The sequence below is a fragment of the Peribacillus sp. NPDC076916 genome (genome assembly GCF_050269675.1).
Lineage (GTDB): Bacteria > Bacillota > Bacilli > Bacillales > DSM-1321 > Peribacillus > Peribacillus aracenensis.
Genome location: NZ_JBNNIU010000014.1, coordinates 63316 through 76455 on the forward strand (window position 1 = coordinate 63316; position 13140 = coordinate 76455).

The 13140-nt window shown below is 41.6% G+C and carries 16 protein-coding genes; 6 read left to right on the forward strand and 10 right to left on the reverse strand.

The annotated features are described in order from the left end of the window. Window positions 1-161: 161 nt before the first annotated feature. From ACQKFG_RS24395 to ACQKFG_RS24405, 3 genes are read right to left on the reverse strand one after another with little or no spacing between them, the layout of a single operon-like run. The gene (locus ACQKFG_RS24395; protein WP_427563609.1) at window positions 162-731 is read right to left on the reverse strand and encodes a nitroreductase family protein; all 570 of its coding nucleotides are present in this window, start codon (window positions 729-731) and stop codon (window positions 162-164) included. Between the two features lie 11 nt (window positions 732-742). Further along, window positions 743-1915, reverse strand: coding sequence for a toxic anion resistance protein (locus tag ACQKFG_RS24400; RefSeq protein WP_192207655.1), 1173 nt, complete (start codon window positions 1913-1915; stop codon window positions 743-745). Further along, complete coding sequence (locus ACQKFG_RS24405; protein ID WP_427563611.1) at window positions 1912-2568, reverse strand: 5-bromo-4-chloroindolyl phosphate hydrolysis family protein; 657 nt, start codon at window positions 2566-2568, stop codon at window positions 1912-1914. Before ACQKFG_RS24405 ends, ACQKFG_RS24400 begins: the two co-directional genes overlap by 4 nt. Before the next feature lie 355 nt (window positions 2569-2923). Between ACQKFG_RS24405 and ACQKFG_RS24410 the strand changes: the two genes are divergently transcribed. Beyond that, window positions 2924-3256, forward strand: a complete 333-nt coding sequence (locus ACQKFG_RS24410; RefSeq protein ID WP_427563649.1) for a hypothetical protein — start codon at window positions 2924-2926, stop codon at window positions 3254-3256. Between the two features lie 287 nt (window positions 3257-3543). On the opposite strand, the gene ACQKFG_RS24415 is transcribed toward ACQKFG_RS24410, so the two are convergent. The 3 genes from ACQKFG_RS24415 to ACQKFG_RS24425 are packed head-to-tail and all read right to left on the reverse strand — an operon-like array spanning window position 3544 to window position 5485. Beyond that, window positions 3544-3771, reverse strand: a complete 228-nt coding sequence (locus ACQKFG_RS24415; RefSeq protein WP_427563613.1) for a hypothetical protein — start codon at window positions 3769-3771, stop codon at window positions 3544-3546. Window positions 3772-3815: 44 nt separating this feature from the next. Further along, window positions 3816-5093: an ammonium transporter gene (locus ACQKFG_RS24420; protein WP_349730499.1), complete on the reverse strand. Its 1278-nt coding sequence runs from the start codon at window positions 5091-5093 to the stop codon at window positions 3816-3818. Next, the gene (locus ACQKFG_RS24425) at window positions 5090-5485 is read right to left on the reverse strand and encodes a hypothetical protein (RefSeq protein WP_349730500.1); all 396 of its coding nucleotides are present in this window, start codon (window positions 5483-5485) and stop codon (window positions 5090-5092) included. Before ACQKFG_RS24425 ends, ACQKFG_RS24420 begins: the two co-directional genes overlap by 4 nt. 255 nt (window positions 5486-5740) lie before the next feature. Here ACQKFG_RS24425 and ACQKFG_RS24430 point away from each other — a divergent pair, with 255 nt between their 5' ends. The 4 genes from ACQKFG_RS24430 (at window position 5741) to ACQKFG_RS24445 (ending at window position 8614) form a co-directional block, all read left to right on the forward strand. After that, the gene (locus ACQKFG_RS24430; protein WP_192207650.1) at window positions 5741-5944 is read left to right on the forward strand and encodes a DUF1657 domain-containing protein; all 204 of its coding nucleotides are present in this window, start codon (window positions 5741-5743) and stop codon (window positions 5942-5944) included. Between the two features lie 333 nt (window positions 5945-6277). After that, window positions 6278-7282, forward strand: a complete 1005-nt coding sequence (gene spoVAD / locus ACQKFG_RS24435; RefSeq protein ID WP_342614964.1) for a stage V sporulation protein AD — start codon at window positions 6278-6280, stop codon at window positions 7280-7282. Between the two features lie 234 nt (window positions 7283-7516). Next, window positions 7517-7723: a DUF1657 domain-containing protein gene (locus tag ACQKFG_RS24440; protein WP_192207648.1), complete on the forward strand. Its 207-nt coding sequence runs from the start codon at window positions 7517-7519 to the stop codon at window positions 7721-7723. Between the two features lie 30 nt (window positions 7724-7753). Next, window positions 7754-8614 (forward strand): DUF421 domain-containing protein, encoded by an 861-nt coding sequence (locus ACQKFG_RS24445; RefSeq protein WP_192207647.1) that lies wholly within the window; start codon window positions 7754-7756, stop codon window positions 8612-8614. An 8-nt stretch (window positions 8615-8622) separates the two neighbouring features. On the opposite strand, the gene ACQKFG_RS24450 is transcribed toward ACQKFG_RS24445, so the two are convergent. Both ACQKFG_RS24450 and rlmD read right to left on the reverse strand, forming a co-directional pair. After that, a complete protein-coding gene (locus tag ACQKFG_RS24450; RefSeq protein ID WP_370662509.1) occupies window positions 8623-9144 on the reverse strand; it encodes a YitT family protein in 522 nt (173 codons plus the stop codon). Window positions 9145-9619: 475 nt separating this feature from the next. Continuing rightward, complete coding sequence (gene rlmD, locus ACQKFG_RS24455) at window positions 9620-10990, reverse strand: 23S rRNA (uracil(1939)-C(5))-methyltransferase RlmD (RefSeq protein ID WP_192207646.1); 1371 nt, start codon at window positions 10988-10990, stop codon at window positions 9620-9622. A gap of 189 nt (window positions 10991-11179) precedes the next feature. Between rlmD and ACQKFG_RS24460 the strand changes: the two genes are divergently transcribed. Further along, window positions 11180-11398 (forward strand): hypothetical protein, encoded by a 219-nt coding sequence (locus ACQKFG_RS24460; RefSeq protein WP_076372766.1) that lies wholly within the window; start codon window positions 11180-11182, stop codon window positions 11396-11398. 44 nt (window positions 11399-11442) lie between these two features. On the opposite strand, the gene ACQKFG_RS24465 is transcribed toward ACQKFG_RS24460, so the two are convergent. Both ACQKFG_RS24465 and ACQKFG_RS24470 read right to left on the reverse strand, forming a co-directional pair. Continuing rightward, window positions 11443-12018, reverse strand: coding sequence for a GNAT family N-acetyltransferase (locus ACQKFG_RS24465; protein WP_192207645.1), 576 nt, complete (start codon window positions 12016-12018; stop codon window positions 11443-11445). A 62-nt stretch (window positions 12019-12080) separates the two neighbouring features. After that, on the reverse strand, window positions 12081-12995 hold the full coding sequence (locus ACQKFG_RS24470) for a diacylglycerol kinase (protein WP_192207644.1): 915 nt from the start codon (window positions 12993-12995) through the stop codon (window positions 12081-12083). Between the last annotated feature and the right edge of the window lie 145 nt (window positions 12996-13140).

Here is a 13140-nt window from a genome sequence, read left to right on the forward strand (position 1 = left end):
CTTCCTCTGTATTGTACAACCTAATTCACCAATCGTCACTTGAAACGAAGCCTGTCAAATCCAAATCCCTTTCATCAAAATCAGATTTAAGGCATCCTTATCGAAGGCAAAAAAAAAGCTGCATCAGTGTGTATCCACTGATGCAGCTGCCCCTCAACCCTTCATCCAATCCATGTGGTCAATTCATCAAACGGTGTTTTTTTGGCAGGTTTCGGCTCCATATCAGGATAACCCAAGTATATGAAAGCCAATACTTCTCCTTTTGAGGATAAATTAAAAAATTCACGGACCTTTTCATGATAAGTTATTTTTCCCGTTCTCCATACCGCTCCCAGACCTAGGGAATGTGCTGCAAGAAGCATGTTCTGAATGGAACTGTTCACTGCTGCATATTCTTCTGCCACGAGGACATTATTCTTATCACTAGGCTCTATGCCCACTGCGATGATGACTGGAGCCCTTAATGGATTCTTTTTTTGCCTTTCAAGCTTGCTGATTAAACTTTCAGGGGTATCATCAGCATTTTCAATTCTTGTGATTTCTTCGAATACCTCTCCAAGTTTATTTCTTCCTTCTCCTGTCATTACAAAAAAGCGCCAAGGCTCCGTTCGATGGTGATTAGGGGCATACGTTCCAGCTTCAATGATTTGCTCGATCATTTCCTTAGGTACCGGATCTTGCTTGACGATTCCAATGCTTCTTCTCGTTTTTATAGCCTCGATGGTTTCCATGTTATCTCCCCTTATCCCTTTATCTCCAATAGTTTCTGTTTCAGTTCATTTTCCATTGTAGCCAATTCCCGTTCGGCTTGTCGGCGTTTATGCCTTCCTTCTTCCTGAATCCGCATGGTTTCCTCAAGCGTGGAAATCAAATTGGCTTGGGTATTCTTTAATGTTTCGATATCGACAAGTCCGCGCTCATTTTCTTTTGCCGTTTCAATGGTATTCGTTTTCAGCATCTCAGAGTTCTTCAATAACAAGTCATTTGTAGTTTTGGAAACCTGCTTTTGTGCTTCTACTGCATGCCTTTGCCTGATTAAGGTCAATGCTATCGCAACTTGATTTTTCCAAAGGGGGATGGCTGTCATGATCGAAGATTGTATTTTCTCGACCAGCGCCTGATTCGTGTTTTGGATCAGCCTGATTTGCGGTGCGCTTTGAATCGTAATTTCGCGACTCAATTTCAAATCATGAAGCCTTTTATCCAACCGTTCAGCAAATTGCAGCATATCATTGACTTCCTGGAACTTCATTTGATCATTGCTCGATTCAGCGGACTTCCTTAACTCCGGAATCGTTTTCCCATGGATTTCTTCGAGTTTAATTTCCCCGGCTGCAATATAGACATTCAATGCCTGGAAATAATCCTTATTCGTTTCATATAGCTTTTCAAGGATTACGATATCCGATAGCAGGATATTCTTGCTCCGCTCGAGTTTCACACTGATTCGATCAATTTGGGCACCAGTTTTTTGATATTTGGATAGCACTTCCTGTACAGATCCCGAGAGCTTCCCGAACATACGCGCAAAGAAAGAGGGCTTATCCGGTTTTAGCTCATCCGGGCTCAGCTCGTTTAACTTTTTCATTAAATCACTGATAATGTTGCCCACTTCACCCACATCTTTTTTCTGGACATGCTCAAGCATCGAATTAGAAAAGGTCAGAAGCTTTGATTGGGCGGGTGTACCATAGGATATCATCGCCTGATGATTGGTTGGGTCGATTTGTTCGGCAAGCTGATATGCCTTTGCCCTGTTCTCTTCAGGAATGACATCAATCAGTTTAACCGGTTTCGCTTCCTGGGAAGATACTTTCTCCAGCTCCTGCACCCCATCAAATGGATTGGCTAAAAGATCATCGATCAAACTGGCATTATTCGTTTTATTCAACAGGTTTGGATCATTGTTATTCATTTTAACCTCCTGCTTTCATCAATTACTTGTGACTTTTTTCTAGTTTCAATGGATTGCTTAGCAACATCCAATTCGAAGTTAAGGTGATCGATATCATCGGCAATAACTTTATATAAATCCTTTTCTATCGTATTAGTGAGTTCCTTTAAAGTTTTGCGAGTCTCTGTTAAGGAAAGTTCGAGTTCCCTATTCTTTTTTGGCTGCTGTGCTAAAAAAACATATTTCTCCGCAAGCTCCATGGCGGAATCCAGATGCGAATAATAAAATTGTTCCGCTTGGTAAAATCGCTTCGGTTCTTTCTTTGTCAGACTATATATTTTTCTGATCATTTTAATCATATCCTTCCTCTGTTTAAAAGAAGAGATATGCCTGACCGAGATTAATGCTTTTTGAACCCGCCATATCTTCGATTTTGCTTCAAATAAATTTTTCTTAATATATTGATATTCTTTTCTCGTCAATTCATGTTTTTTGAGGTATCTTGATGAAAAATATACGGAACTTAGCCAGTATGCAAGCGCCCCTCCTGCTAAAGAAATGACAACGGATAAGGCAAACGGTTGGTTCAATGCAAAATAGCTAATCATCCAGATCGGCAAAACCGTTGGAAATGCAATCAATATCGGAACAAAATCAGCAAGAAATCGATTCATAATCATTACACTCCTGACTTACACTCTTTTATATATATATACGGATTATCCCATGGATTGGTTTCAAGATGGATTAAAAGAATTTCCCCTATCCTAAACGATATAGGAACCGGATGGTTTCTGCAAATTTATTGAAATTTTTTCTGTGAATTAACTCTTCTCCCGAGTATGGGCTAACGCCTAGTCACTTCATCGGAACTTACATAAGTTATAAAGTATCCATCCTGAATTTTAAAAAGGAGAGTTGACGATGAATTCATACGGATTTTACCCTTTTCCACAACAAAATGGAAATCACCAGTACTTTGAGCCTAATTATAACCCATATTTCCAACAGCCTGAACGATTTGATTACATGCCACAGCAAGATTGGAACCTTCAGCAGGTACAAGAAAATCCATATAGCCAGGCACCCGACCAATTCGACGTTGAAAGGCAGCCTCAACAAATTGAGAGAAGAGTCCGGGAACTTGAGCGTCAAAACGAGCGTCAATCAAGGGAACTCACTCGGCAGAACCAAGAAATTACAAGGATAAATCGAGAAGTGAACCGTGTAAACCAGGAAATAACCAGACTGAGTCAAAATGATCAACGTCAAATGAATAGGCTGAATCGACTAAATCAAAGACTTCGTGCCGTTGAACGAAACCTTAACATCCCCTTCACCGCAACAGATGATGGTTTTTAAAGAAATAGCAGGAGCTCCTTATGGGCTCCCGCTTTTTTACTTTCTCCTTGCTTTTATCGAAGGCTCTGTTAGTCAGCCAGTACATGAGTTTTAATCAAACGATTGATTAAAACTTTAAATTAAAATGATTAATCAAAATAAGTAGTTATAATTACTGATGCGCTGGTTTAAAAGAAAATAAGAGTCAGCCACATTCCCGCGGAATCCTTTAAACATTTAACAGAAGATTCCATAATAAAAACCCAAAAAAAGAACGGGAGTATACTTGCACTCTCGTTCTTTCTCTTTTACAGCATGATCCGTTTCAACTTTTCGTTTCTAGATTCCTGTTCCTCCTTGGTAGACAAGTCATACTTTTTCAATAGATGAAAAAGTTCATTCAATGTTTCTTGCGAATTCCCTTTTTCAAGATATCGATCTAATGTTCGACTCAATTCGGTTGGTAAAAATGCCTTTTGACTCTCAAATTTCAGCCTGACATCTTGTTGCGAATGATTAAGATTACATGCACCCATTTAAAATTCACCTCTTACTTGATTCTACCATCGTTTTATGGACATTACCTTGTCAATTCTTCATCTTGCTTATAGTAGTCCTCTACCTTGATGAACTCCGGTGAGGTATGTGTGGCCATGATGCCATGATAACTGATATCCAACCCAAGTTCTTCTTCTTCTTCAGTGGATCTAATAGGCAGCCAAACATTTATCACTTTAAAAACGAGCCATGTCACTGAAAAGCCCCAGATGCATAACACCACTAATCCTAACGTTTGAACTCCGAGCAAATGCCATCCCCCACCTGCAAACAATCCGTTTTCAGTGGAAAAAAGCCCTACCGCTATAGCGCCCCACATTCCTGATGCCGCATGAACGGGAAAGGCACCAACAGGATCATCGATTTTTCGGGCTTCCAACCAATTTGTCGCAGCCAACATCAACATTCCAGAAACCGATCCAATCAGTAATGCTGCCAGATCACTAACGAATGCACATCCAGCTGTAATCCCGACAAGACCTGCAAGTGAGCCATTGATGACGGAAGGAGCATCCGAGCGTCCATATCTAAATAGTGTATAAAGCAAGGTCACCGCTCCCCCTGATGCTGCTGAGAGCATCGTGACAATGGCAATATGGCCAATGCGTCCATCTGTAGCCTGCAAGGTACTTCCTGCATTGAATCCAAACCAGCCAAACCATAAAAGGAATGCCCCGACAGATGCCAGTGGAAGATTACTCGGCAGTGAAATGGAGCTAGTCCCCCGTGAAGTGAATTTACCTGCTCTCGGACCGATTACACTGGCAGCCGCAAGTGCAGAAAAACCGCCTAGTGCATGAATGACCGCAGACCCTGCGAAGTCCTGCATGCCCAACCCGCTTAACCAGCCACCCCCCCATACCCAGTGACCGGCAATCGGATAGATGAATGCCGTCATCATTACAACAAAAATAAGATACGCCCGAAAGTTAATCCTTTCCGCAACCGCTCCCGAAACTATTGAAATAACGGCGATGACGAATGCCCCTTGAAATAACCAAAATGCATCCATGGAAATCGTAAGGTCGATGTGCGACAAATCGCCTTTCAGAAGAAAGCCACTTGCCCCAATGGTTCCAAATACATCGGTTCCATACATTAAGCCAAAACCAACGACGAAATAGCAAAGCGTGCCGATCGTAATATCAGCAAAAACCTTCATGATGATATTCACATTATTCTTCGTACGGACGAACCCCGCCTCCAATAAAGCAAACCCGCCCTCCATTAATAGAATCATGGCTGCTGTCAGAACCACCCAAACCGTATCCAATCCCGTGTTTAACGTTTCTAGAGTCATCTTGGCGTTCCCTCCGCTTTCTGCCAGTCCATTATTTCTTTAATGATGTCTGATGGTAAATTCATTTCCCGTTTTTCCGTTTCAGCTTCGAGTAAACCGATCACCTGATTTAAAAAAGCAACCTTCTGTTTTATTATCTCAATTTTTTTATATCGATCCTTAACATTCACCAAATGCTCAACGGCCTGGTGATGACTTGGGGCACGCCCTGTAAAAAAACGTTTAAATGGTGATAGGGATTGATACCAAGCTTCCTCAGCTCTTCGTTTTTGCTCATATTTATGTATTTTACCTTTGATCGATTCAATTTCCGACTCCTGTTTGCTTTTATAAAAAAGCAGGCCTTTTAACACTTCATCAGATGAAATTTCAAAAACAACTCTACTATACAAATCGTCCCGAATATAAATGTTATATCACCTCACGTAATCACGTTATGTTTTCTGTAATTATATTAATAATTCTGAATTCAGTCAATAATTAAACAATGAAACGATTTGCGTATCAAATGGAGAGAGATTAACTACACTCCTTTCCATTAATCAAACGTTTGATTAACTCAATTCCTAGAGAAATTTGGAAAGTATAGATAATCATTTTTTCCGTACTCTAATAAGGCAGTTACAAAAAAGGGAGGTTCATACAACATGACAGTAATAAGCGATGTTAAGACAACTATAGCTGGGCTAAAAAGCGCTCAAGCGAGCTTTGAAACCTTCGCTCTATCCACAGATAATGAGCAAGCCAAACAGCTATACCAACAAGCTGCCCAACAAACACAAACAATCGTGGACAGCATCACACCTCGTATTGAAGAGATTCAAAGCGAGGAACCTCAATATAAACAATAATCATTCATATAAAAAAGGTTGGTTAAAGCAACCAGCCTTTTTTATATCTTTAATCCATAAGGAGAATGAAGCCTTCCATTCTTTTTCTTTAATAAAGGACGGGGCTTGAATATACCTAGGGTTACATAGAAGCAATCCAATTGACCGAATAGCAGGCAATCAAGCCTAAAGCTAATGAAACAGGACGAAGTCGCTGAAGCTATTAATTCATACGCTTACAAATTTTCGTAAGACCTTAATAAAAGGATTTCAAAAGGAATTGACTCAAGGATCAATGTTTATTCCAAGGTTTAATCTTAGCACTGACAATACTCTACAATGGAGGGGTTTATAATGCTTACGGGGCATCGCACATGGGTGTTTGATCAAAAGCCTGTCATCATCTCCACAGGAACCGTTGGCGGTCCATTTGAAGCAGAAGGTTTGCTTGCGGATGATTTCGATCTACTCCATTCCGATTTATGGATAAATCAAGATACCTATGAAAAGGCACATAAAGTCTTATTGGAAGAAGCGAGTACAAAAGCAATAGAAAAGGCGGGTCTTCAGAAGGAACAGATTCACTTTTTCCTTGGAGGCGACCTTATCAATCAAATAACCCCTACGAGTTTTGCCTGTCGTACACTGGGAACACCTTATCTCGGCTTATTCGGTGCTTGCTCCACCTCCATGGAGGGACTGGCTCTTGGTGCATACCTTGTCAATACCAAAGGGGCAGAGTACTTATTGACAGGAGCATCAAGTCATAACGCCGCAGTAGAAAAGCAATTTCGCTATCCGACTGAATACGGAGGGCAAAAACCTCCAACAGCCCAATGGACCGTTACGGGGGCAGGGGTGGCTTTATTAAGTAGTGCCGGTGAAGGCCCTAGGGTCACTTCAGCTACGATAGGCCGTGTCATCGACATGGGATTGACTGATCCTTTCAATATGGGCGGTGCCATGGCACCAGCTGCTGTAGATACGATTGAAGCCCATTTAAGAGAACGAAACCTCGACCCATCCTATTATGATTTAATAGTGACCGGGGATTTAGGGAAGATTGGACATGAAGTTTCTCTGGCATTATTTAAAAAACATGGTACGCCGATTAAAGAAGAGCAATATAAAGATTGCGGTTTAATGATATACAGGGATGGTCAACCGGTCTTGTCCGGGGCAAGTGGCCCTGGATGTTCAGCAACCGTCGTTTATGGTCATTTATTGAATCGCATGAAAAAGGGAGAAATAAAACGATTGCTCGTCGTGGCTACCGGCGCCTTATTATCTCCCTTATCTTTTCAACAAAGTGAGACGATCCCATGCATAGCCCATGCCGTTTCGATTGAATATGAATGAGTGACAACCATGATTCACTTGTGTAATCGGGTCATATATGGTTTGAAGTGCCTGCTCATCGGAATGAGGATTCGCGGCTGAGGACATTGTTTTCAGGAGCGTTAGCGGATGCGTAAAAGCATGGATTGATCGGTTGTTGTCACTGGCACGATTGAAGTAACCTGTGCCGGGAAAAACAGCCTCGGAGTGTTACAAGCCATTATATTAAGAGCCAAAGGACGAGGAGGATGCTGTATGACAATAGCTTCTAATGTAAAACAATGTGTCTCTAGCCTTAAAGGAGTTGAAGCAGGCTTATCCAGCTTAGCACTCCGGACCGAAGATGATGAATCTAAACGCATCTTACATGAAACGATGCTGGTGGTGAATGAAGTTATGGAGGATGTACAGAAGCGCGTGGGAGAGTTAGAACGGGAAGAACCACAATATAAAGGTTTTTAAATACAATGATCAAGCAGGAGGTGTTTGGTAATGCCGGATTGGATAGAAATTGTTTTACGTTCATTATTCTTTTTAATTGTTCTTTTTGTGATCACAAAAGTGCTAGGAAAAAAACAATTGTCCCAGCTCTCCTTTTTTGAATATGTAACGGGTATAACCATTGGTAATGTTGGGGCAGAATTAGCTACGAAAGTTGAGGGCAATGTTATACATGGTGTACTGTCCATTCTTGTTTTTGCCATAGCACCCTTCATTGCGGGATCAATATCCCTAAAAAGTAAAACATTCCGTGATCTTGTGGAAGGAAAGGCATCGGTTTTCATCAAAGATGGAAAAGTCATGGAAGATAATTTAAAAAAAGAGAAATACACCATTGATGAATTATTGGCATTGCTCCGGAAAAAAGATGTCTTCGATGTTTCTGAAGTTGAGTTTGCCTTATTGGAAGCCAACGGGGATTTTTCCGTAATGTTAAAGAAGCAAAATCTACCTATAACACCTAAGGACCTTAACCTGTCAGTGGCTGCAGTAAAGGAGCCACAAACCATCATTATGGACGGCAACATACTTGATGAACCGCTTTCCACGATTGGACTGAACCGAAATTGGCTTCATACTGAACTGGATAAGTTGGGTGTAATCCTTGATAATGTGTTTCTTGGTCAAGCTAATTCCAACGGGGAATTAACCGTGGACCTTTTTGATGATAAACTTAAAGTTCCTTCTCCCCAAGAAAAACCTCTTTTGCTCGCGACCTTGAAAAAATGCCAAGCGGACTTAGAGTTGTTTGCACTTGGAACTGAATCAAAGGAAGCTAAAGAGATGTTTAACAAAAATAGCGAAAAGCTGCAAAGGGCAATAGATGAAGTGGCCTATATCTTAAGGAACTGATAGTATATTCATTTCCTCACTTTCATAAGCGAAGTGACCAGTCCAATGATGACGATCGTCACACATGAAAAAAGAAAAATTTCGATACCTAAGGTGAATGCTGCAGCTGAAATGATTAGTGTATCTATGACGATAATCGCCAATGCAATATCCATGGAAGTAGACTTCGAGATAATTTTGGCTAACATATCCGTTCCCCCGCTGCTTGTCTCATATCGAAGCATGAGACCTATCCCCATCCCTATGATGGCACCGCCAATCAAAGAACTTGTTAGTATCGACATGGAAAAGACTTTTTTCAATGGATTAAGCCAATCCATAAAAAGGGATGTCAGAAGCAATCCGTGAACACTGCTATAGAAAAAAAACCGTTCATAGTACCAGGCATATAAAAATATGGGAATACTGAGGATCAACATGGATAGCCCTGTTTGAAACCCAAAGAAATAATGAAGGATGAGTGCAATCCCGATAACGCCGCCATCTATTAAATGGTGCGGGACTAAAAAGCCATTGATTCCTATACCCACCAAAAAGCTACCAACAATTACAGCAAACGCTTTTTGAAAATTAATAAAATCACCTGCCTCACATTATATATATCCTTACTATATGTCCAAGTCAGAGCGTCAAGAATATCCATTCAAAAAAAAAATCCCCCTCCTTTCACTTCAATCGAAAAAGGGTCCGGTCATTGACCGAGACCCACAATTTATAGGTAAAAGGCGTTCGGAACAAATATCTTTCATCACATGATGTTCTCGAACCATCTGCCCCAAAGCAACACCTTCAACTTCTCAGGGTATGGTTTCTATCTATAAATGTTATAACAAAGTGGATTGGAGCGGGTATGAGAGACTTCTGCTTAGAAAAGCGCGTCTGGGAGAGACCCGCGCAAGCGCAGGCCGAGGAGGCTCCCTGATTGCCCGCGGAAAGCGAGTGCCTGGAGTTGTACAAGCCAAAAAAAACTGTAGGGCCCGGTCATTTCGACCGGGCCCCATTCCATCATTTCAATTCTAATAACACTACATTTTCAACATGTGTCGTCATTGGGAACATATCGACAGGCTGGATATCAACTGCTTTATATCCGCCCTCTTCCAAGATATGAAGATCACGCGCCAGAGTGCCTGGGTTGCATGATACGTATACGACTTTATTTGGCTTCATCTCGATGATCGTATTCAGTAGGGACTCTTCACAGCCTTTGCGAGGAGGATCCACAACGATGACATCTGCAGTGTTGCCCTTTTGATACCATTCAGCAATAACGTTACCTGCATCGCCAACCATGAATTCAGCATTTGAGATATCATTCAATTCAGCGTTGCGGCGTGCGTCATCTATCGCTTCTTCGACCACTTCGACACCGATTACTTTTTTCGCTTTTTTAGCTAAAAATAAAGAGATGGTTCCAATGCCGCAATAGGCATCAATCACCGTTTCTTCACCAGTCAGCCCTGCATAGTCAAGAGCTTTATCATAAAGGACTTTCGTTTGGTCCGGATTGATTTGATAGAATGATTTTGCTGATATCGCAAATTTCACATCACCGATCATATCATGGATAACTTCGTCGCCCCATAGTACAGTCATTTTATCGCCTAAGATAACATTCGTTTTCTTGGAATTCACGTTTTGAACGATGGATTTCACTTGAGGAAGACGTTCAACGATTTCCTTCACGATTGTTTCGATGAAAGGAATACTTTTCGTTCTTGTAACGAGAACGATCATTAATTCACCTGTTTGCTTGCCATAACGGGCCATGATGTGCCGCAATACACCTTTATGTGCCTCTTCATTGTAAGCAGGGATACCAAGCTTACTGAAAATTTCTTTAACAACTTGAACGGCTTCATTGACCACTTCATTTTGGATAATGCTTTCTTTCGTTTCAACAATTTCATGTGTCCGCGGTTTGAAGAACCCTGCTATTAGCTTGCCATCCTTTTCACCAACAGGCACTTGCGCCTTATTACGATAATGGGTCGGGTTCTCCATCCCGATGATCGGGTGAACCTTCACATCCTCAAGTTTCCCAATGCGTGTCATCACTTCACGCACTTGCCTTTCCTTGAATTCCAACTGTCCTTCATAGCTCATATGCTGCAGCTGACAACCACCGTATTTATGGTAATCTTCAGTCGTGACCTCAACCCGGTAAGGACTGTTTTCGATAATCTCCATCAAGCGTCCGAAGCCATAACCTTTATTGGCCTTCATCACTTTAATTTTTGCTTTTTCACCTGGAAGGGCGCTCTGAACAAAGATCGGGTAGCCATCGACTTTAGCGACGCCAGCTCCTTCATGTGTTAAATCTTCAAATAAAACCTCTATAATATCATTTTTAGCAACCGGTGCTGTTTTTTTCATATCATCTTCTCTTTTCTTTTTTATGCTAGCCTGTATTTTACCACAATAGAGGCCTTGTCACAAAACCACTCACCAATTTACCCTGGTTTTCATAAAAATATAGTGGAAGGAATTACGGATTTTTCATAGTTCCATGTATAAAAGTTCATTAAAAAATGAAAAATAAGGAAAAACAGATGAGGTGAGGAAATGGGTTTATTTAACTCTATATCAGCCTGGAATGCTACAAGGTTAGAAAAACACCGAGCAAGTATGGAGGAAAAAGGCCTCTGTCCAGATTGTTACGGACGTGGATACAGCTCCTTCGTACCTACGGAATATCATTTTTCCGATATACACGACTGTCCCGGCTGTAATGGCACCGGAGTTTACTCTGATTGGGCAGCCATGAACGGGCAGCAAATGTAACCGCATTCAGTGCCAAATTTCAAATGACTAAAAAGGCCCCCCTGTTAAACAGGGGGTTCTTCTATTTTCTTCACCATATAGCGAAATTCATGGGAGCTAATCGAAATGGTCTTCATTTCCCTATATCCTAATCTGCTATAGAGACGATTCGCCGCTTCATTTTCATTTTCAACGACTAAAGAAATTCTTGGATATCCCTTCTGTTTAGCGTACCCCTCTACATATTGAATCAGTGCACTACCAATTCCTTTTCCTTGAAAATTCGGGTCAACGGACACAGTATCCAAATAAAAGTCCCTCATTTCCGCTTCCTTATCGAGCGTAACGCTAGGGTCCTTCATTTTCATCCTTAATTGTTTCACTATCGGTTCATCCAAACTTTCGGCATCCTTGCCATGGTAAGCAATGATCAATCCAGATACTTGTCCATCATGTTCACTGACAAGGGTATTTTCATAACTGATCCGATTCCCGCTTTTCCTGAACAAATCAGCAAGAACGGAAAGTATTCTTTCTTCTTCCGTTTCGCCTGTCAAAACCTCTGCAATTTCCTTAATCGCTAACCGGGTCAATACGGCTGCCTTGTCCGCATCTTCCGGTGTCGCTTTCCTGATATACATGTTTGCAATTCTCCTTGCTTTATTAAACTGAAAAGGCCACCAGATTCAGCGGCCCTTTCACCCTATTTATTTGCCGGATCGTCCGGCAGTATTCCTTGCGGGATGAATACATCAAAATGACGGTACTGATTTACGAATTCAGCTGGGGCCATCCCGCCAAATTCCCCATCCAAATTAAGCATCATGTCCTTTTTGGCATGTACTTTAATTCGGTTGGCTTTTTCATAAATGACATTCTTATCATGGATATGCTCACCGCGCATTGCCAATGTAGCGACACGGACAATATCAGCGAGGTTTGCCTTTTTCAAAATAAGCAACGTGAACATCCCATCATTCAAAGAGGCGTCAGGAGCCAGTTTCTCGAAGCCGCCGACCGAATTTGTGTTAGCCACCAAGAAAAGCATGATCTCTCCTTCAAAAATCTTTCCATCATATTCAATAGAAACTTCCGTCGGCTTAATTGAAGGAAGCATTTCAATTCCTTTAATATAGTAGGCTAGCTGACCAAGCATGGTTTTCAGCTTGATCGGCACGTCGTAGGTCAATTCGGTCAATCTGCCTCCGCCAGCAATATTGATGAAATACTTATCATTCATTTTTCCAATATCGACTGGCATCGTATGCCCACCGGCAATAATTTCCGCCGCCCCTTCGATCGTCTTCGGTAAATGCAGCGCCCGCGCGAAATCATTAGTCGTTCCCGTCGGAATGATTCCTAGTTTCGGACGTTTCTCTGCAGTGGCCAGTCCATTAACAACCTCATAAATCGTACCGTCGCCCCCTGCTGCAATAACTATATCATAGCCGCGTTCAATCGCTATCTTAGCCGCTTTCGTCGCATCCCCAGCGCCGGTCGTCGCATGTGCAGAAGCTTCATAACCAGCTTCTTCAAGTTTTGCTAGCACACCTGGCAGGCTTCTCTTAATGGCTTCCCGGCCCGAAGTCGGGTTGTAAATCAACCTTGCTCTTTTCATTTCCCATCATCCTTATACATATTGATTCCATAATTTACATCTTAATCCTTCGTTACATGAAAAGCAATATTCGAAAAAAAGAGGACCGTATTTCGGTCCGTATCTTTTGCATTTTACCAGAAATCGTATCAGGGAAATTATAATG